At 67.8% G+C, this 20515-nt stretch carries 15 protein-coding genes; 7 read left to right on the top strand and 8 right to left on the bottom strand.

The genetic code is table 11. The features are described 5' to 3' along the window. Position 1: 1 nt before the first annotated feature. Both alaS and ACXJLU_RS21460 read right to left on the bottom strand, forming a co-directional pair. Positions 2-2611 (bottom strand): alanine--tRNA ligase, encoded by a 2610-nt coding sequence (alaS, locus tag ACXJLU_RS21465; protein ID WP_457334452.1) that lies wholly within the window; start codon positions 2609-2611, stop codon positions 2-4. 64 nt (positions 2612-2675) lie between these two features. Further along, the gene (locus ACXJLU_RS21460; RefSeq protein ID WP_457334450.1) at positions 2676-4088 is read right to left on the bottom strand and encodes an aminotransferase-like domain-containing protein; all 1413 of its coding nucleotides are present in this window, start codon (positions 4086-4088) and stop codon (positions 2676-2678) included. A gap of 206 nt (positions 4089-4294) precedes the next feature. Here ACXJLU_RS21460 and ACXJLU_RS21455 point away from each other — a divergent pair, with 206 nt between their 5' ends. The 6 genes from ACXJLU_RS21455 (at position 4295) to ACXJLU_RS21430 (ending at position 11920) form a co-directional block, all read left to right on the top strand. Then, the gene (locus ACXJLU_RS21455) at positions 4295-5443 is read left to right on the top strand and encodes an ABC transporter ATP-binding protein (RefSeq protein WP_457334448.1); all 1149 of its coding nucleotides are present in this window, start codon (positions 4295-4297) and stop codon (positions 5441-5443) included. A 38-nt stretch (positions 5444-5481) separates the two neighbouring features. Continuing rightward, complete coding sequence (locus ACXJLU_RS21450; RefSeq protein ID WP_457334446.1) at positions 5482-6510, top strand: ABC transporter substrate-binding protein; 1029 nt, start codon at positions 5482-5484, stop codon at positions 6508-6510. Then, positions 6507-7694 carry an ABC transporter permease gene (locus ACXJLU_RS21445; RefSeq protein WP_457334444.1) on the top strand — a complete coding sequence of 396 codons (1188 nt, stop codon included), beginning with the start codon at positions 6507-6509 and terminating at the stop codon, positions 7692-7694. The genes ACXJLU_RS21450 and ACXJLU_RS21445 overlap by 4 nt, the downstream gene beginning before the upstream one ends. Further along, complete coding sequence (locus tag ACXJLU_RS21440) at positions 7691-8506, top strand: ABC transporter permease (protein WP_073467224.1); 816 nt, start codon at positions 7691-7693, stop codon at positions 8504-8506. The genes ACXJLU_RS21445 and ACXJLU_RS21440 overlap by 4 nt, the downstream gene beginning before the upstream one ends. A gap of 32 nt (positions 8507-8538) precedes the next feature. After that, on the top strand, positions 8539-10017 hold the full coding sequence (locus ACXJLU_RS21435) for an NAD-dependent succinate-semialdehyde dehydrogenase (RefSeq protein ID WP_457334442.1): 1479 nt from the start codon (positions 8539-8541) through the stop codon (positions 10015-10017). A 181-nt stretch (positions 10018-10198) separates the two neighbouring features. Further along, positions 10199-11920, top strand: coding sequence for a hypothetical protein (locus ACXJLU_RS21430; RefSeq protein WP_457334440.1), 1722 nt, complete (start codon positions 10199-10201; stop codon positions 11918-11920). Between the two features lie 28 nt (positions 11921-11948). Here the strand turns inward: ACXJLU_RS21430 and ACXJLU_RS21425 are convergent, their stop codons facing one another. From ACXJLU_RS21425 to ACXJLU_RS21415, 3 genes are all read right to left on the bottom strand, one after another. After that, positions 11949-13322 carry a diguanylate cyclase domain-containing protein gene (locus ACXJLU_RS21425; RefSeq protein WP_457334438.1) on the bottom strand — a complete coding sequence of 458 codons (1374 nt, stop codon included), beginning with the start codon at positions 13320-13322 and terminating at the stop codon, positions 11949-11951. Positions 13323-13470: 148 nt separating this feature from the next. Beyond that, positions 13471-13929, bottom strand: a complete 459-nt coding sequence (locus ACXJLU_RS21420; protein ID WP_457334436.1) for a hypothetical protein — start codon at positions 13927-13929, stop codon at positions 13471-13473. Between the two features lie 455 nt (positions 13930-14384). Next, positions 14385-15410 carry a GNAT family N-acetyltransferase gene (locus ACXJLU_RS21415; protein WP_457334434.1) on the bottom strand — a complete coding sequence of 342 codons (1026 nt, stop codon included), beginning with the start codon at positions 15408-15410 and terminating at the stop codon, positions 14385-14387. Positions 15411-15526: 116 nt separating this feature from the next. Here ACXJLU_RS21415 and ACXJLU_RS21410 point away from each other — a divergent pair, with 116 nt between their 5' ends. After that, complete coding sequence (locus ACXJLU_RS21410) at positions 15527-16660, top strand: 3-deoxy-7-phosphoheptulonate synthase (RefSeq protein ID WP_457334432.1); 1134 nt, start codon at positions 15527-15529, stop codon at positions 16658-16660. A gap of 19 nt (positions 16661-16679) precedes the next feature. On the opposite strand, the gene ACXJLU_RS21405 is transcribed toward ACXJLU_RS21410, so the two are convergent. The 3 genes from ACXJLU_RS21405 to ACXJLU_RS21395 form a co-directional block, all read right to left on the bottom strand. After that, the gene (locus ACXJLU_RS21405) at positions 16680-17492 is read right to left on the bottom strand and encodes an SDR family NAD(P)-dependent oxidoreductase (RefSeq protein ID WP_457334430.1); all 813 of its coding nucleotides are present in this window, start codon (positions 17490-17492) and stop codon (positions 16680-16682) included. After that, a complete protein-coding gene (locus ACXJLU_RS21400; RefSeq protein WP_457334428.1) occupies positions 17489-18442 on the bottom strand; it encodes a bifunctional helix-turn-helix transcriptional regulator/GNAT family N-acetyltransferase in 954 nt (317 codons plus the stop codon). Before ACXJLU_RS21400 ends, ACXJLU_RS21405 begins: the two co-directional genes overlap by 4 nt. Positions 18443-18994: 552 nt before the next feature. After that, positions 18995-20143: a serine hydrolase domain-containing protein gene (locus ACXJLU_RS21395; RefSeq protein WP_457334426.1), complete on the bottom strand. Its 1149-nt coding sequence runs from the start codon at positions 20141-20143 to the stop codon at positions 18995-18997. Positions 20144-20515 lie beyond the last annotated feature (372 nt).

Below are 20515 nucleotides of genomic sequence, written 5' to 3'. Positions count from 1 at the left end.
CTCAGAGCTTGGCCGCCACCCAGCCCTGCACCGAGGCCAGCGCCTGCGGCAGCTGCGACGCATCGGTGCCGCCGGCCATCGCGATGTCGGCCTTGCCGCCGCCCTTGCCGCCGACCTGCTGCGCGACGAAGTTGACCAGCTCGCCCGCCTTGACCTTGCCGGTGCTGTCGGCCGTGACGCCGGCGGCCAGCTGCACCTTGTCGCCGTCGACCGCGGCGAGCACGATGACCGCGCTCTTCAGCTTGTCCTTCAGCTTGTCGAGCGTCTCGCGCAACGTCTTCGCATCGGCGCCTTCGAGGCGCGCGGCCAGCACCTTCAGGCCCTTCACGTCGATCGCCTGGCCGACCAGCTCGTCGCCCTGCGACGAGGCCAGCTTGCCCTTCACGGCGCCCAGTTCCTTCTCGAGCGCCCGCACCTGATCGAGTACCTGTGCGAGGCGCTGCGGCACCTCGGTGGGCGCGGCCTTCAGCGTGGCGGCCAGCTGGTGCACCGTGCCTTCGAGCGTCTGCAGGTAGGTCAGCGCGTTGGCACCGGTCACCGCCTCGATGCGGCGCACGCCGGCGGCCACGCCGCCTTCGGCCACCACCTTGAACAGGCCGATGTCGCCGGTGCGCTGCACGTGCGTGCCGCCGCACAGCTCGCGGCTGCTGCCGATGTCGAGCACGCGCACCGTCTCGCCGTACTTCTCGCCGAACAGCATCATCGCGCCGGTCTTCTGCGCCGATTCGATGTCCATCACGCGCGCCTGCGTGGCCGCGTTGGCGAGGATCTCTTCATTGACGCGGCGCTCGATCTCGGCGATCTGCTGCGGCGTGACCGGCGCGTTGTGCGCGAAATCGAAGCGGGTCTTCTCGGCATCGACCAGCGAGCCCTTCTGCTGCACATGCGTGCCCAGCACTTCGCGCAGCGCCTTGTGCATCAGGTGGGTGGCGCTGTGGTTGCGCACGGTGGCGGCGCGCAGCTTGCCGTCGACGCGCGCGGTGACGGTGTCGCCCACCGACAGCTTGCCCTGGCTCATCACGCCATGGTGGCCGAACACGTCGGCCTTGATCTTCTGGGTGTCCTGCACGCCGAACAGCGCGCCTTCGGCACTCAGCGAGCCCTGGTCGCCGACCTGGCCGCCGCTCTCGGCGTAGAACGGCGTGATGCTCAGCACGACAATGCCGGTCTGGCCTTCGAGCAGCTGCTGCACCGGGCTGCCTTCCTGGTAGAGCGCGGCGACGACCGCCTTCTCTTCGAGGTGCTCGTAGCCGGTGAATTCATGGCCGGAGCCGGTGTACTCGACCGCGCGCGCCATCTTGAACTTGCCCGCCGCGCGGCCGGCCGCCTTCTGCTGCTCCATCGCCGCGCCGAAGCCGACCTCGTCGACCTCGACGTTGCGCTCGCGGCAGACGTCCTGCGTCAGGTCGAGCGGGAAGCCGTAGGTGTCGTGCAGCTTGAAGGCCACGTCGCCCGGCAGCGTCTTCTGGCCGCCGGCCAGCGCGGCGTCGAGGATCTCCATGCCGTTGGCCAGGGTCTCGAAGAAGCGCACCTCTTCGGCCTTCAGCGTGTCGGTGATGTGCTGCTGGTCGGCGACGAGCTTCGGGTAGGCCGCGCCCATCTCGCTGACCAGGTCGGCCACCAGCTTGTGGAAGAACGGCTTCTTCTGGCCGAGCTTGTAGCCGTGGCGGATGCCGCGGCGGATGATGCGGCGCTGCACGTAGCCGCGGCCTTCGTTGCTCGGGATCACGCCGTCGCTGACCAGGAAGGCGGTCGCGCGGATGTGGTCGGCGATCACGCGCAGGCTCTTGTTCGACAGGTCCTTCTCGCCGGTTTCACGCGAGGCTGCGCGGATCAACCGGTCGAACAGGTCGATCTCGTAGTTGCTGTGCACGTGCTGCAGGATGGCCGTCAGGCGCTCCAGGCCCATGCCGGTGTCGACGCAGGGCGCCGGCAGCTTCCTGATGCTGCCGTCGGGCTGCATGTCGAACTGCATGAACACGTTGTTCCAGATCTCGATGTAGCGGTCGCCATCGGCATCGGGCGAGCCGGGCGGGCCGCCGGCGATGCCGGGGCCGTGGTCGTAGAAGATCTCCGAGCACGGGCCACAGGGGCCGGTGTCGGCCATCATCCAGAAGTTGTCGGAGGCGTACTTCGCGCCCTTGTTGTCGCCGATGCGCACCACGCGCTCGGGTGGCAGGCCGATCACCTTGGTCCAGATGTCGTAGGCCTCGTCGTCGTCGATGTAGACGGTGGCCCAGAGCTTGTCGGCCGGCAGCTTGTAGACCTGGGTCAGCAGCTCCCAGGCCCAGGTGAGTGCGTCGTGCTTGAAGTAATCGCCGAAGCTCCAGTTGCCCAGCATCTCGAAGAAGGTGTGGTGGCGCGCGGTGTAGCCGACGTTCTCGAGGTCGTTGTGCTTGCCGCCGGCCCGCAGGCAGGCCTGGACGGAGGCGGCGCGCACGTAGGGGCGCTTGTCGCTGCCGAGGAACACGTCCTTGAACTGCACCATGCCCGAGTTGGTGAACATCAGCGTCGGGTCGTTGGCGGGTACCAGCGGGCTCGACGCGACGATGGTGTGGCCCTTCGATTCGAAGAACTTCAGGAAGGTGTCGCGGATCTCGGAGGCTTTCATCCGGTTCTTTCTCGGTTGGCTGGGCTGTCTCGGCGGAACCGGCGATTATAGGAAAGGCACGGGTTCACGCCGCCTCGTGCAGCCGGATCTGCGCCGCCAGGAAGCGGTACAGCCGCTCGTCGTCGCTGAAGGCCACGTTGAAGCGCAGCCAGCCGGTGGGCCGCGGCTCGACCAGGAACAGCTGCCCCGGCCCGAGCATGATGCCCTCGCCCACCGCATGCCGCGACAGCTCGGCGCCATCGGGCAGATCGGGATGACGCGCCCACAGGTACAGCCCCGCCTTCGGCTCGCTGAACAGCTCGAAGCCCATGCCGACCAGCCGCTGCGCCACCCGGCCGTGCGCCTCGGCGAGCCGGTCGCGCAGCGATTTCAGGTGCTTGCGCCAGCGGCCTTCGGTCAGCGCGCCGAAGGCCAGCCGCTCGGTGATGTCCGACGAGGTCAGCCCCGACACCATCTTCAGCTGCGCCAGTTCGTCCAGCAGGTCCGGCCGGGCGACGACATAGCCGACGCGGATGTTCGGCGAGATCGTCTTCGAGTAGCTGCCGACGTGGACCACCCGCCGCAGCGCGTCGAGGCTCGCGAGCGAGGCCCGCGGCTCGGGGTCCATGTCGGCGTAGATGTCGTTCTCGACCAGCGTCAGGTCGTGCGCATCGGCCAGCTGCAGCAGCCGGAACAACTGCGCCAGCGGCGTCACCGAGCTGGTCGGGCTCTGCAGCCGCGGCTGCGTGAAGAAGGCGCGGGGCTTGTGCTCGGCCAGCAGCGCTTCCAGCGCCGGCAGGTCGTAGCCGGCGGGCGTGCGCGGCACGCCGATCAGCCGCGCCCCGAGGAAGCGCAGCATGAACATCAGGTTGGGGTAGCCGGGGTCGTCGACCAGCACCGCGTCGCCCGGCTTCAGCAGCCGGCGGGCGACCAGGTCGAGCGCCTGGCTCGACCCCTGGGTCAGCAGCACCTGTTCGGCGCTGACGGCGATCTGGTGCTCGGCCAGCGATTCGGCCACCAGGATGCGCAGCGCCATGTGCCCGTGCGGCAGCCCGTAGCCGCCCAGCTCGGCGCCATCGGCCGCCATCTGGCGCAGGCTGCGCCGCACGCCGTCCTCGAACAGCCAGTCGTGCGGCAGCCAGCCGCAGCCGGGCTTCAGCGCGAGGTTGCGGTTCTCGAAGATCTGCTTCAGGTACCACTGCGCATCGAAGCGCAGCTCGGCCACCGGCTTGGGCGCGGGGCTGGCGGCCGGCGGCTCGCCGCTGCGGCGGCGCACGAAGAAGCCGGCGTTGGCCCGCGACACCAGCCAGCCCTGCGCGACCAGCCGGTCGTAGGCCTCGACGACGGTGAACACGCTGACGCCGTGCGCCGCGGCAAAGGCGCGGATCGACGGCAGCTTCGCACCGGGCTTCAGCGACTGCCCGGCGATCAGGCCGCGCAGGCCGTCGACGATCTGGCCGACCAGCGGCAGCGGGGAGTTCGGGTTCAGGGTGAGCATCGGCGTGGCGGGGGGCGCATGGGCGGGGGTACGGCTTCGTGCATGGCGCACCGGATCAGGGCTTGCATGTACAGGCCCTGCGCCCTGCACAGTACACCGAAACGCCGGCCCCGCTGTACATGGCGGCGCGCCGGTGCGGCCCCTAAAGTCGACCGTTTGCGGCTCATACTGCCGTCCTGGTCGAGAACGAGGAGCGCACGCCCGTGTTGTCCGAGCCATCCCGCGCAACCGAACCACCCGCCGCGCCGCAAGGCGCCCCGGCCGAGCCGCTGGTGCGCTTTCGCGGCGTGCAGAAGACCTACGACGGCAGCCACCTGGTGGTGCGGGGGCTCGACCTCGACATCCACCGCGGCGAGTTCCTGACGCTGCTCGGCCCCTCGGGCTCGGGCAAGACGACCACGCTGATGATGCTGGCCGGCTTCGAATCGCCGACCGCCGGCGACATCCTGCTCGACGGCAGGCCGATCACCCGCACGCCGCCGCACAAGCGCCACTTCGGCATGGTGTTCCAGAACTACGCGCTGTTCCCGCACCTGACGGTCGGGCAGAACGTGGCCTACCCGCTGACGGTGCGCCGGGTGCCGCGCGACGAGCAGGCCAGGCGCGTCGCGCGGGCGCTCGAGATGGTGCGGCTGAGCGGCATGGCCGAGCGCTCGCCGGCACAGCTCTCGGGCGGCCAGCAGCAGCGCGTGGCGCTGGCCCGCGCGCTGGTGTTCGAGCCGCAGCTGGTGCTGATGGACGAGCCGCTGGGCGCGCTCGACAAGCAGTTGCGCGAGCACATGCAGATCGAGTTGAAGGAGCTGCACCGGCAGCTCGGCGTCACCTTCGTCTACGTGACGCACGACCAGGGCGAGGCGCTGACGATGAGCGACCGCGTGGCGGTGTTCAACGACGGCACGGTGCAGATGCTCGCGCCGGTGGAGGCGATGTACGAGGCACCGGCGAATCGCTTCGTGGCCGGCTTCATCGGCGACAGCACCATCGTGCGCGGCACGGTGCGCGCGACCCACGCCGACGACGCCGGCGAGCGCTGCGGCATCGTGCTGGCCGACGGGCGCGTGCTGACCGGCGTCAACGTGAACGGCGCGGCCGTCGGCGCCACGGTGGAGGCCTGCATCCGCCCGGAGCGCATCCGCCTGCACCCCCAGCCGCCGGCCGAGCGCGGCAACCTGCTGCAGGCGCGCGTGGACAGCGTCATCTACTTCGGCGACCACCTGCGGCTGCTGTGCACGATCGGCGACGGCCAGGCCGCGGGGTCGGTGAAGCTGCCGCTGGCCGGCCAGGCCGCGCCGCGCGCCGGCGACGTCGTCTGGCTGGAGCTGCCGCCGGAGCACACGCGCATCTATTCGCTTTGATTCGTTCGACCTGATTCATCACCCGAAGGACCCACGTCATGAAGAAGACCCTCCTGAGCCTGGCGTTCGCCGTCGGCTTCGCGCTGCCGGCGTTCGCGCAGCAGCAGATCACCGTCGTCAACTTCGGCGGCGCGAACGCGAACGCGCAGAAGAAGGCCTACTACGAGCCGTTCGAGAAGACCGGCACCAAGGTCGTGCCGGTCGAATACAACGGCGAGCAGGCCAAGATCAAGGCCATGGTCGAGACGAAGAAGGTGACCTGGGACGTGGTCGAGGTCGAATCGCCCGACGTGGCGCGCGGCTGCGACGAGGGCCTGTTCGAGAAGCTCGACTACAGCAAGCTCGGCGGCAAGGCCGACCTGCTGCCGGCGGCGGTCAGCGACTGCGGCATCGGCATCTTCGTGTGGTCGACCGTGATGGCCTACAACGGCGACAAGCTGAAGGGCACGCCGAGCACCTGGGCCGATTTCTGGGACCTGAAGAAATTCCCCGGCAAGCGCGGCATGCGCAAGGGGGCGCGCTACAACCTCGAGTTCGCGCTGATGGCCGAGGGCGTGAAGCCGGCCGACGTGTACAAGGTGCTGGCCACCAAGGAAGGCGCCGAGCGCGCGTTCAAGAAGCTGACCGAGCTGAAGCCGAGCATCCAGTGGTGGGAGGCCGGCGCGCAACCGCCGCAGTTCCTGGTGGCCGGCGACGTCGCGCTGACGACGGTCTTCAACGGCCGCATCGACGCCGCGAACCGTGAAGGCAAGAACCTGAAGATCACCTGGACCGGCGGCATCTACGACCTCGACTACTGGGTGATCCCGAAGGGCACGCCGAACAAGGACGCGGCCGTCAGGTTCATCGCCTTCGCGAGCACGCCCGAGGCGCAGGCCGAGTACGCGAAGAACATCGCCTACGGTCCGACCAACACCAAGGCGCTGGCGAAGCTCGATGCGAAGACGCTCGGCAACCTGCCGACCTCGCCGGCGAACTCGAAGGACGCGCTGCAGTTCAACCTGAAGTTCTGGGCCGACCAGGGCGAGGAACTGGAGAAGCGCTTCGCGTCCTGGGCCGCGCAGTGACCCTGGGACGCCGGCTGCAGGCGTTCTCGCTGACGCTGCCGCTGCTGCTGTTCCTGCTGGTGACCTTCCTGGTGCCGATCGCCGCGCTGCTGAAGCGGGCGGTCGAGAACCCGGAGGTCGCGACCGCGCTGCCGCGCACGGTGGCGGCGCTCGCGGCCTGGGACCGCCACGCGGTGCCGGCGCCCGACGCCTTCGCCGCGCTGGTGGCCGACCTCGGCACGCTGCCCGACAGCTCCGATGCCGGCGCGGTGGCGCGCCGGCTCAACACCGAGGTGGCGGGCGCCCGCTCGCTGGTGATGGGCACCTACCGCGCCCTGCCGCTGGCCAGCGCACCCGATGCCGCCGGCATCCGGGCGACGCTGCTCGCGCTCGACGAACGCTGGGCCGAGCCGCGCTACTGGCAGGCGATCGCGAAGAACGGCTCGCGCTGGACACCCGACTACCTGCTCGCCGCCGTCGACCTGCGCCGCGACGCCGCCGGCCAGGTCGAGCGCATGCCCGAAGACCAGCGCGCCTTCGCCCGCATCCTCGGCCGCACCTTCGCGATCAGCGCGGTCGTCACGCTGTGCTGCCTGCTGCTCGGCTACCCGCTCGCGTGGTGGCTGTCGACGCTGCCGGCGCGCCGCGCCAACGTGCTGATGATCCTGGTGCTGGTGCCGTTCTGGACCTCGATCCTGGTGCGCGTGGCTGCATGGATCGTGCTGCTGCAGTCGCAGGGCCTGGTGAACCGCGGGCTGATGGGCCTCGGCCTGATCGACGAGCCGCTGCCGCTGCTGTTCAACCGCCTGGGCGTCGTCATCGCGATGACGCACATCCTGCTGCCCTTCATGATCCTGCCGCTGTACAGCGTGATGAAGAGCGTGCCCGCCACCTACCTGCGCGCGGCCGTGTCGCTGGGCAGCCCGCCGCTGGCGGCGTTCTTCCGCGTCTACGTGCCGCAGACCTTTCCCGGCATCGGCGCCGGCGTGCTGCTGGTGTTCATCCTGTCGATCGGCTACTACGTGACGCCGGCGCTGCTGGGCGGTGCCGACGACCAGATGCTGAGCTACTACATCGCGCAGTACACCAACGTGAACATCAACTGGGGCATGGCCTGCGGGCTGGGGGCATTGCTGCTGTCGGCGACGCTCGCGCTCTATGCGGTGTACCGTCGCGTCGTGAAGTCGGAATTGAGCCTCGGATGAAGCTGCCCGTCTTTCCCGCCTACGCCACGCCGCTCGACCAGGCCGGCTGGTGGGCCGTGCGCGCGGCCTGCGTCGGCGTGCTGGCGTTCCTGCTGCTGCCGATCCTGGTGATCATCCCGCTGTCGTTCAGCGACAGCTCGTTCCTCGCGTACCCGATCCCCGGCTGGTCGCTGAAGTGGTACCAGAACCTCTTCACGTCGGCCGAATGGGCGCGCGCGACGAAGAACAGCTTCATCGTCGCGCCCGCCGCGACGGTGATCGCCACCGTGCTGGGCACGCTGGCCGCGGTCGGCCTCTCGCGCAGCGACTTCCCGTTCAAGGGGCTGCTGATGAGCCTGCTGATCGCACCGATGGTGGTGCCGATCGTCGTCGTCGGCGTCAGCACCTACCTGTTCTTCGCGAACGCCGGGCTGGCCGACAGCTACACCGCGCTGATCCTCGTGCACGCCGCGCTCGGCGCGCCCTTCGTGCTGACCACCGTGCTGGCCACGCTGCAGGGCTTCAACCAGAACCTGGTGCGGGCCAGCCTGAGCCTGGGCGAGACGCCGCTGCGCACCTTCTTCCGCATCACGCTGCCGGTGATCGCGCCGGGCGTGATCTCGGGCGCGCTGTTCGCCTTCGCGACCTCGTTCGACGAGGTGGTCGTCACGCTGTTCCTGGCCGGGCCGGAGCAGGTGACGCTGCCGCGCCAGATGTTCACCGGCATCCGCGAGAACATCACGCCGACCATCGCGGCGGTGGCGACGCTGCTGATCCTCTTCACGACCGGGCTGCTGCTCGTGCTGGAGTGGCTGCGCGGACGCAAGCGCTGACCTGAGACCCTCCCCCGCAAAGGAGACGAGACATGGACATGAAGACCTCCCCGCTGGCCACGCTGAAGGACCCCGGCCTGCTGAAGACCGATGCGCTGATCGGCGGCGAATGGGTGGCCGGCAACGCGCGCTTCGACGTGAACGACCCGGCGACGAGCCTGAAGCTGGTCGACGTGGCCAACCTCGGCGCCACCGAGACGCAGGCCGCCGTGGCGGCCGCACACCAGGCCTGGCCGGCCTGGCGCGGCATGACCGCGAAGGAGCGCGCGGCGATCTTGATGAAGTGGTTCCACCTGCTGATGGCGAATGCCGACGACCTGGCGCGCATCATGACCGCCGAGCAGGGCAAGCCGCTGGCCGAGGCCAAGGGCGAGGTCGGCTACGGCGCCAGCTTCATCGAGTGGTTCGCCGAGGAATCGCGCCGCGTCTACGGCGAGACGGTGCCGACCACCGACAACGGCAAGCGCTACCTGGTGATCAAGCAGCCGGTCGGCGTGTGCGCGGCGATCACGCCGTGGAATTTTCCGATCGCGATGATCACGCGCAAGGTCGCGCCGGCGCTGGCCGCCGGCTGCCCGGTGGTGATCAAGCCGGCCGAGCAGACGCCGCTGTCGGCGCTGGCGGTGGCCGAGCTGGCGCAGCGTGCCGGCATGCCGCCGGGCGTGCTGAACGTCGTCACGGCCGATGGCAGCAACTCGATCGCGGTGGGCCAGGTGTTGTGCGAGAGCGATCGGGTGCGCCACCTGTCGTTCACCGGCTCGACCGAGGTCGGCCGCATCCTGATGAAGCAGTGCGCGCCGACCATCAAGAAGCTGTCGCTGGAGCTCGGCGGCAATGCGCCGTTCATCGTGTTCGACGACGCCGACCTCGACAGCGCGGTCGAGGGGGCGCTGGTCAGCAAGTACCGCAACGCCGGCCAGACCTGCGTCTGCGCCAACCGGCTCTACGTGCAGGACGGCGTCTACGACGCGTTCGTCGCGAAGCTGGCCGAGAAGACGAAGACGATCAAGGTCGGCAACGGCTTCGAGGCCGGCGTGACGCAAGGGCCGATGATCGACGACGCGGCGATCGAGAAGATCGAGCGGCACGTGGCCGACGCCACCGCGAAGGGTGCGAAGCTCGTGATCGGCGGGCACAGGTTCGGCACGCGCTTCTTCGAGCCGACGGTGCTGTCGGGCGCGACCAGCGAGATGCTGTGCGCGCGCGAGGAGACCTTCGGCCCGGTGGCGCCGGTGTTCCGCTTCACGACCGAGGCCGAGGCGATCGCGATGGCCAACGACACCGAGTTCGGGCTCGCGAGCTACTTCTACAGCCGCGACATCGGCCGCATCTTCCGCGTCGGCGAGGCGCTGGAGTACGGCATGGTCGGCATCAACACCGGGCTGATCTCGACCGCCGAGGTGCCGTTCGGCGGCGTGAAGCAATCGGGGCTCGGGCGCGAGGGCTCGCACCACGGGATCGACGACTACGTCGAGGTGAAGTACCTGTGCCTGGGGGACATCCAGAAGTAAGACGCAGGAACTCGGCCAGGAGAACCCGGCGGTCGAGACAGGTATGCGTCTCTTGGAACGGCAGGGTCACCCATGTTCCTAAGGTGAAGACGCTTGCCTGCGTTGGGAAATCTGCTGCATTCATTGATAAAAAGACAGCGAAGGATTTGGGCGGTGGGCGTCGATCACCAAAGACCCTCACATGCAGTACCGCAGTACCCCACAAACTCCCATTCGCCCCTTCACCCCTCAATCCACGACCCAATACCTTCACGGTGCACAGGCTGGTCTCCAGGCAACAACAGCGCAATCACTGGAGCAACGGATTGATGCCTATCGCCAAACGACGCCGTGCTCAGCAGATGTCTGCCTGAAGCTGCAAGGCTTGCTGGAAACCCCACCATCACGCGACCTTCTCTTTGGCGGATTTTCTGCAGAATCATTTGCCGCCATTTCGGGCATTCCGCCACTGCTTGTCGAACAGCTGGTGGCCCATGCCGGCGGCGACACCAACGCCTGGAAACTTTCATTGCCCGACAATCTGGCGAATGTCCCGGCTTGGTGCCCCGGCGTTCCCGGCTGGATGCACCTCCTGTGTCTGGAAATCGCTGGACTCCGACCGTACTTTGGTGTGCCCGAATGCAAAGACTCGGTCCGCCATTTCGAACTCAGCAAGGACAAACGCGGCGAAGCCCGATCCAAGGTGGCGACCCCCGAAGGTCTGTTGCTGGCATGTCGTATGGCAGCCCTCGTCGACGAGGCCGAGATTGTCATGCCTCTCACGGGCAACGGAGACCCGATTGGCGTGGCTGACTTCCATCTTCATGCCGCGACACTCCTGCCGGATCTGGTTGCAGTTGATGCGCCGCCGATGCGCAAGGCCTTCGTCTGTGACAACGGATCGCACAGCGCGCCCATTGCCTTCGTTCGCGAGGCAGGATCCAGCTATCTCATCGTGGCCGATTCACTCGGCTGCCGTTCGTTCGGAGGCCGATGCAACGATGGCATTGAGCGGCTGCATCAGGCAACCGGATTGCCGATTCTCGTCATGATGCGCGCGTTGCAAGTGGACGGAGTCGCTTGCCATGCTCACGCCGTGACTTGGAGTCAGAGGATCTGCCGCAAAGAGGCAGACGATACATATCGCATCTCGGTCTCCGAATTGGTAGGTCAGAAGGAACGGATCCGCGACGACGCTGAAATCTATGCCTGGAGGCCACCAGCCAATCTATTTTCATACTCCCAATCCACGGCGACGAACATCTACGTCCCTTCGACCGAAGACCCGATCGCCCACTGGCGCAAGCACCCCGACGGATCCCGTAAAGCAGAGACGCTCAGCGCGTACCGGTCTCGATTTGAAAGAGATGGATTGAATCAAAAGCTACGACAGCTGACGCTCGCGACGGCATTGGGCATCGTGGTGGAGAACTACTTGGAGGAGATCTGCCGATTGTCTCCACGCACCATGCCCAAGGCTGTTCAACTCGCCTTCGTGCGCGAAGCCAAACGCGCAGTGAAGGGACGGTTCGAGGGACAGTTGCGGCCGCAGTTAGAAAACGGCGGGCGAACATTGGAGGAAGACCTCAGAGCGCTGGACGACTGGCTGAGCGGATTCGGCATGCCCCGCTGGACGGCAGCCACGCTCACCACCCCGGCCGAGCCCGATGGCGACAACGCATCGCTGCTGTCAGTCGCAATCGAGAATGGCAGCGCGGCATCTCGCACGTTCGTGTTGGCTGTCGCCAACTCTGTCCGCGCCGATCTCGACGACGATGCGTTGCTTGATGCGCTGCGCTTGTCCATCGTCTGTCGCGATTGCGGCACAGAAGAAGGGCTTTCCGCTGAAGCCAAACGACGACCCGGCGCGATCGGACAACTTGCTGAGCAGCTGCTTGAACAGGCCACAGCCGACGCTCATTGAGGGGTGTTCGCCCCACTCGCCGCAAGCGTCAGTCGTTCGCCGCCCCCTGCGCCCCGTAGGCGCCCGCCAGCGCCGCGGCGGCCGCGTGCCGCAGCAGCTCGTCGGGCTGCTGCCCGTCCTGCGGGAACTGCGCGACGCCGACATGCGCCTTCACGCCCACCGTGATGCCGGCCACGTTGAACGGATCGCGCAGCACGCGCACCAGCTTGTCGACGACGCGCTGCGCATCGGCCGGCGATTCGGTGGACGGCAGCAGCACCGCGAACACATCGGTGCCGAGCGACGCCACCACATCGCTCGCGCGCACCCCGCCGCGCAGCCGCACCGCGACCTTGCGGCGCACGACGTTGGCCGACTCCAGCCCGTGCGCAGCCTCGATGGCGGGGAAGCCGTCCATGCGGAACACCAGCAGGCTGACCGGTGCCGGTTCGCGCTCGCGCAGCGCCAGCACCTGGCTCAGGTGCTCGATCAGCTGGATGCGGTTCGGCAGGCCGGTCGTCAGGTCGGTCGCGTAGGCCTTGCGCGCCTCGCGCTCGCTCGCCTTGCGCGCGGCGGCCAGCCGCAGGCGCTGCGCGAGCGAGCCGAGATCGGCGTGGAACACGATGTCCTGCACGCCCGCCTCGACCAGGCGATGCGCCTGCGCATCGTCCACGGCCGGCGCCAGCACCACCAGCGCCGCATCGGCCGCGGCCACCGCGAGCGCCGGCCAGCCGAGCACCACGTCGGCCGCATCGGTGCCGAGCGCGAGCACGATCACCTCGGAATGGGCCTCGCGGGCCTCCTTGCAATCCAGGCCGGCGGCCGTGCGGACATCGAAGCCGGCGCCGAGCCGGCTTTGCAGCACGGCGGAACCGATGTCGGCGTCGGACGGCTGGCCGTCGATCCACAGCACGCGGCAAAGGGCTTGGTTCATCGAGCGTCGCCTCCGGACTTCGTTGAGCCGCAGTTTAGCGAGCGAGATCGTCTTCGTGCGAGCGACTGCGGGCGCCTCGCTTCGGTGGGATGCGCGCGCCGCGGCCAGCGCGGACGCCTGCGTCGCCACGCTGTCGAGCAGCGCAAGCACCTGCGCACCGTCGCCCGTCTCGAGCAGATGGTCGGCCCAGACGATGAGGTGGCCCAGCTCGGCACTGATGTGGACCGGCGCGCCGCCCCGCGTGTCGCCGAGCACCACGTCGGCCGGCGACATCGCGAGCAGGCTGTCGTCGTACTCGGTCACCACGCCCGGCAGCGCCGCCGCGATGGTCAGCAGGCCCTCCTCGCTGACTTCGAGCAGCATGCGGATGTCGCCTTCCAGCATGAGTTCGCTGGCCCGGCATTCGCCGAGCGCGAGGCCACCGAGACCCAGCTGCGCCAGCAAGCCCACGCCGCCCACTTCGTCATCCACCATCACGGTCCCCTTCATCGCCGCCAACGGTGGCAGCCAAGCAGGGTACGCAGCAGGCGCGACCGGTTCGGAACCGGACGGATGGACTTCAGGGGGCCGGGGAACGGCGACTGCGTGATGCAGTGCGCACCGGAGCGCCACGCAGCGACGCGGGGCCCGTCATCCTTCAGCCGGGATGGTCCTGGCCGTCCGAGCCATGCGCCAGCGTCGCGAAGTGCACCGCGTCGCTGAGATGGTGGTAGTCGAAGCCGGCGAACGAATACACGCCATCCTTGCAGGAGATCGCCAGCGCCGCCATGGTGCTGCGCTCGGCATCGCTGGGTGTGTCGATGCCCGGGTGGGCGCTTTCGCGCTGGCGCACCTGATCGGCCTCGCGCGCGCTGACCAACCGTGCGTAGTGGACCGCGTCGGCCAGGTGGAGGTAGCGGAATCCGTTGCACTTGTAGTGGCTGCCGTCGTAGCGGATCGCGAACTGCGCCATCAGCCGCGTGCGTTCGGACGGTTCGGCTTCGCCCGGGCGCTCGCCCGGACCGGCGCGGTGCTCGATGTACTCACCCTCGGCGGTGAGGGCATCCTCAGCAGCCGCGTAGCTGCTGTGGCCGCGCTGGGGAAGTCGCTTGGGCATGGTGCCTTCCGGGTGCGGCGAATGGCGTCGCGTGCGAGGTGGGTCGAATCGCTTCAGCTTGCACGGCGGTGGCCGGTGCGTCGGTGCGATGGCGCGCATAGCGGGTGTGGGATACCGCACAGACGGCGGCCGGCTCCAGGCCTACAAGCCTCGCCATGGTTCACACGATCGCTTTTCGTTGCCCGGTTGCGCTTCCCGTCGGCTGCGCCGCCGCGCCAAAGCCGGCGCACGACAGTCCGCCCCCCGCGCCAGGCCCGGTCGTGCCGGCGGCCCCCGCGGCGCCACCGGTGCGCCATGGTCCGCCGCTGCGCAAGCGCTGGAGCGGCAGCTTGCACTGAAGCTGTCAGCCGGCGTTCTGCCCGACAAACTCCACGGTGCGGGCGCTCACTGAACTGCCGTTGACGATGAGATTGTGGGTGTCCGAGATGAGGCCGATGCGCAGCATGGTCGGCATGTCAGGCGACCGCGTCGAGCTCGATCCGGTACCGCAGCCCCGGTGTTCCGCCGAACTGCGCGGGCTTCGTGAAGCGCTCATGCAACCGGCCGCCGTTGGCCGCGATCACCCGCTGCGAGGCGATGTTCTCCGGGTCCGTCGTGATCTCGACGAAGCGCAGGCCCTCCGCCCTGGCTTGCGGCAGCAGCAAGCCGAGCGCGCGGGTGGCGTACCCGCGCCCTCGCTTCCACGGAACCACGGCATAACCGATGTGCCCGAGGCAGTGTGGCGGCAGCGCCTGCGTTCCGCGCTGCCAGCGCAAGCCGATGGCGCCGCAGAACTCCCCGTCCCACAGCCAACGCCGGAAACCGGGAAGGCGCGGCACCGTCGAGCCGTCCGGCAGCGTGACGTCGGCACCCTTCGCCTCACGGTCGACCAGACGGGCCAGAAAAGCTTCGCCGTCACGCCGGATCGCGGCCAGTTCCTCGTCGGCCGCCGCTTGGCCGCGAACGTTGTCCGCGGACCATCCGCGTTCGAGTGCCGCCACGTAACCGGGCAGGTGAGCGGCGGACGGCCAGACGAGGCTCAACGGTGACGGCACGACAGCGCCTGGTGGACGGACGTAGCAGTTGTCGAACTCCGCCTCCTCCACCAGCACGAAGCCGTGCCGTGCGTAGAAGCGGTTCGAATCGCTGCCGCGCAAGGCCCCGACACGCAACGCGGCGCCCACTGCATCGGCCTCGGCGAAGACCCGCGCCAGCACCACGGCACCGACGCCCTTGCCCTGGTGCAGCGGACGGACGTAGAGATGATCGAGCAGCAGGCCCTGCGCATGGGGCTTGACCACCACGAAGCCGACCTTCTCGCCGTCGAGCACGATGTGGCGCGTGTGTTCCGGCGAGAAGCCGGACAGGAAGCGCTGCCGCGCCCTCGCCGCGTCGAAGCGCCCCGCTCGCTCCAGGCTCTCGCGCATCGCTTCGATCCGCAAGGACACCAGCGCATCGGCGTCGTCGGCGTGGGCCTGGCAAAAGGCGATGGATTCTTCCATCCGGAAATCTCCGATCCGTCATTGGGTGTCAGCGTTCATCTTCTCATCCGCTCGCACGGAACTGCAGTCTCAACGTCTCGCGGAGATCGTTTGCTCGGGATGCCAGAATCCAACGAATGAACACCGCCGCCACACACGCCCACGAAGACGAACCGTCGACCGTCGACGCCACCCGCACCGACGACACCCGCATCGGTGCCGTGCGTGCGCTGATCAGCCCGGCGTTGCTGCTGGAAGAGCTGCCGGCCCCGGACCGGGCACTCGATGTGGTGGCGCGCGCGCGGCAGGAGATCGGCGCCGTGCTGCATGGCCGCGACGACCGGCTGCTGGTGGTGGTCGGCCCCTGCTCGATCCACGACCACGACCAGGCGATGGACTATGCGCGGCTGCTGAAGACCGCCCGCGATGAACTGAGCCGCGACCTGCTCATCGTGATGCGCGTCTACTTCGAGAAGCCGCGCACCACGGTCGGCTGGAAGGGCTACATCAACGATCCACGCCTGGACGGCAGCTTCCACATGAACGAGGGCCTGCGCCTGGCCCGCCAGCTGCTTCTGGACGTGAACGGCCTGGGCCTGCCGGCCGGCACCGAGTTCCTGGACCTGCTGTCTCCGCAGTACATCTCCGACCTGATCGCCTGGGGCGCCATCGGCGCGCGCACGACCGAGAGCCAGAGCCACCGCCAGCTGGCGTCGGGCCTGTCGTGCCCGGTCGGCTTCAAGAACGGCACCGACGGCGGCATCAAGGTCGCGAGCGACGCCGTGCTCGCCGCGCGCTCGGCGCACGCCTTCATGGGCATGACGAAGATGGGCATGGCCGCGATCTTCGAGACCCGCGGCAACGAGGACTGCCACGTCATCCTGCGGGGCGGCAAGGTTCCCAACTACGACGCGGCATCCGTCGGCGCGGCCTGCGAAGGGCTCAAGGCCTCGGGGCTGCGCGAGCAGGTGATGATCGACTTTTCGCACGCCAACTCCAGCAAGAAGTACGAGCGCCAGGTCGATGTCGGACGCGACGTGGCCGGCCAGATCGCCGGCGGCGACGAGCGCATCACCGGCGTCATGATCGAGAGCCACTTGCAACCGGGTCGCCAGGACCTGCTGGCGGGCCAGACCAAGGCCGATCTCCAGCCCGGCGTGTCCATCACCGACGCTTGCCTGGGCTGGACGCAGACGGAACCCCTGCTTCGCGAGCTGAGCGCGGCGGTTCGGACTCGCCGAGGGCTGCGCAGCCGGCCAGGCGCGAACTGAATCGCCAGGGGAATGGCGCCTACCCCGCCAGGAATCCTCCGTCGGTCGCCAGCACATGACCCACGACATAGCGCGCCTCATCAGACATCAGCCAGATCGCGGCGGCGGCCACTTCTTCGGGATGACCCATTCTGCGCAGCGGCAGGCCGGCCGCGACGGTGCGCATGTCCGCAATGCCGGATGAAAGCATCATGTCCGTGAGCACGCGTCCCGGCGCGACCGCGTTGATTCGAATCCCTGCCGGCGCATATTCCATCGCGGCCGAGCGCGTGAGCGAGTTGGCTGCCGCCTTCGACGCGCTGTAGAGCGACAGTCCCGCATTGGGATTGCGGATCCCGCTCACGCTGGTGTTGTTGACGATCGTGCCGCCTCCACTCGCCAGCATGGCCGTAATCGCATGGCGCATGGAATGAAAGAGTGCTCGCACATTCGTGTCGAACACGCGGCTGTACACCTCGTCGCTTTGCGCCACCAACGGGCCTCGGCGTTCCTGACAGCCCGCGTTGTTGAACACGGCGTCCAGCCTGCCGAAGCGGGCGTGTGCCTGCTGGAGCGTCGAGACGATGTCGTGCTCACGGGTCGCATCGGCCGCGACGAAGAGGCATTCGGCACCGCGCTCACGGACCTCGACCGCGAGTGACTGGCCGAGTTCCTCCCGGCGGCCCGTCACGACCACGGCGGCGGCGCCTTCCGCGGCCATTCGCAGTGCGGTTGCACGACCGATCCCGCTCGTGGCTCCGGTGACCAGGCACACCCGGCCCTTCAGGCGGCCCGAGGGGGGAAGGTCCGGAGCCGCGCCGGCGAGTTCCTCGATGGTTGGCGTCGAACTCATGGTCGCCTCCTCGCGAAACGCTGTTCCAGAATTCCCTTGCCCCACTGGGTGGCAGGCCGCTCTTCCTCGCAGACGAAGCCATGCGACTCACAGAGATGCCGACCGGCAGACGAGCCATTGAGGGCCCACAGGTGGGTTTCAGCGAATCCCTGGCCGTCGGCGAAGTCCAACGCGCTGGCCAGCAGCTTGCGCCCCACCCCGCTGCCGCGGGTTCCGTCATCCACGATGAACCAGCGCAGGTGCGCGACGCCGGCGCCCGGCTCATCGCCGTCGATGGCAACCGAGCCGACGATGTCGCCAGCTTGATGGGCCGTCCAGATGGCATTCCTGGGTTTGCCGAGCCTGTCGCAGAAATCCGCCAGCCCTGCCGCCACAACGGACTCGAAGCGTTGTCCGAAGCCGGACTCTCTTGCGTCGCGCAGCGCATGCATCTGGGTGATCCTGGCGATGAGCCCGGGCTGGTAGCCCGGCATCACCTCGACCGTTGACGGATCGAGGTGCGTCTGCTGCACGCCCGAGAGCGCCTCGCTGTAGAGCCGCAGGCCGTCAAGCACGGTGTGGTGCTGGCCGCGCGTCAGGCGGCCCAATGCGTCCGCGACTTGCCCACGCGCGTGAGCGTGGATCGCCGCCACGCGCCGCCGACCCACCGGGGTCAGCGAGAGCAGCTTGATCCGACTGTCGTGGCTGCCAAGCGCCTCGCAGACATCGCCCGAGTCCACCAGCTTGCGCAGCATCCGGCTGACGCTGGATTTTTCCAGGCGCAGGCGCACGCTCAGGTCCCTGGCACTGACTTCGCCGGCATCGATTTCGATCAGGGCATGGACAGCGGACGGCGACAGGTCCGCGCCCGCGAATCGGCCGCCCATGAAACCCCAGTCGCGCGCCATGGAGCGCGAGGCGGCCCGGATCTCCTCGACCAGGGAACGCTCCGGTTTCACGACATCGCCCATGTCCATATGGTTGCACGATACAACCATATGAGCAGGTCATGCAACTGAACCCTGCGTCGAGGTTCAAGGGATCATTCAGTGGGGTGGAGCGGGTGAAGGGAATCGAACCCGTTCCACGGCACAACTCAGCATTTCGACTCCCCCAAGCCCTGTGCTCGCTGGAGCTTGATTGAGTGGATTCTTCCCACCACTCGTCCCAACGTCCTCGCAGGCAAAGAGCCCTTGAGACAACGGGCAACGGCAAACATCGCCGTAGCGACGGAGCAGACGGCGCGATGTGTCGACGACAGCACGGCGAAACGCGGAGGTATTTGACGCAGCTGAGGCCCGTGACACTCCTCGATCAAGCTCTGTTGAGCGCCTGCTCTCAGGAGCTGCGAAGTAGAGCTATCGACCCATCAGCGACATTGAGGTTGGCAGTTTGCACGCCCGATAGCAGACGGCGGCTACCCGCAAGGTCGTTCTCAGACACCAACACCGACCGCGAGTTGTCTGCAAGGAGCCGGGATCTCCTCCTCATGACCCACAAGCGCCCTTCGCCCGGTCGGATCATCAGGGGCAAGGCGCGTCCAGAATGCGCCGCGCTAGTGCAAGGAACTGAGGTGCGTCAAGCCGGGGGATCCTGTCTCCAGGCGCCGCATGCGTCTCGTACTTGTGGACGACCACCATGTCGCGCTTCGGAATGACAAGGATGAACTGGCCGAAGTAACCCCAGGCAAAGTACGAGCCGGCCAGTGGCGAGTCCTGCGGCTCCTCTGGAATCCACCACAAGTAGCCGTAGTCGATGCCTTTGCGAGCGACGTGGGGCGGGTGCATCTCGGCGGCGCGTGTCATTGGCGTGGTGATTGTCTTCGTCCAGTCGGCCGGGACGAGTTGCCGACCATTCCAGGCACCATGGGCCAGCATCAGTTCGCCGATGCGCGCCATGTCCCGCGCCGACAGGTGGAAGTGGTACGCGAGGTGGATTGACCGGGTGGCGTCACCGCTGCGATGCTCCCGCTCGACGCGAAAATCCTCCAACCCGAGCGGGGTGGCAATGTCCTCCGCGAAGGCCTGATAGATGTCGCGGTGGGTGAGTTGCTCGTAGATGTCACCCGCGGCGTTGAAGTCCCAGTTGTTATACAAGAAGTAGCTGCCCGCTCGTTGCGAGCCACGGGGTGGCGCCGCAGCGCTGTCATCGCCGGAGTTTGCGGCGGCATGGTAGACGCCGGAGCGCGCGGCGAGCAGGTCGCGAACGCGCGCCTTGCGCTCGATCGGCAGCAAGCCGCCGAGGTCGTCGACGCCGAGGGTCGCGAGCGTGTCATCGAGACGAATCGTGCCTTGTTCGACAGGCGTGCCGTAGAGCATCGCGAGCAGGCTCTTGCGACCCGAGTTGATGGCTGTCGCGTGGTCTACCGGTCCGAAACGGAAAACGACGTCGCGGCCATGCACAGCCATCACCGAGGTCGTCGGCGAGCGGCCCAGATCGTCGCGCAGCGCGTCGAGCGTTGCGCGGCAGGCCGCAGTTTGCGCGCGCTCGTCGCGCCACCGAGTCGATGCAGGCATCGTGTCCTCGGCGGTGGGCGGTGTCGACGCACAGCCCGCGAACCCCGTGGCCAGGACCAGCAGACAGAACCAGTGAGCGATGGCTGGAGACGGCGGACGATGAAGCATGGCAGCCAATGCGATGGGGTGGTACGGAAAATCGTACTTGGCATTCATTGCTGGAATTTGTCTGCGGGCGCCGGGCCGCGGTGGCTCGCGCATGCCCCAGTTTGCAAGCAGCCCTCTCATTCAGCGTGAGGCCACCGTATTGATGGAGATAAGTCGCTCGAAAGCGGGTACTGGCCGACATGCGACTTCCGCCGAGTGGCGCGAAGGTTGGTCGCGCCCGTCCACTGTAGAGTGCGCCGTACGAACTGTATACAGAGTCATCAAATGATCGAACTCGAACAATTGGAAGAGATGTTTTCGAGCATCGCGAGCGGCGCGAAATGGGACATGTCGAAGCCCATGCTGTGGGGATACTTCTTCACTGATGCTTCTGAGGAAAAGCTCACCTCAATCGTTCCCGCCCTCGAACGCGACGGATGC

The sequence above is a fragment of the Rhizobacter sp. P5_C2 genome, assembly GCF_054049715.1.
The sequence above is the reverse complement of the archived record's forward strand: the minus strand, read 5'-3'. Positions and strand labels throughout refer to the sequence as shown.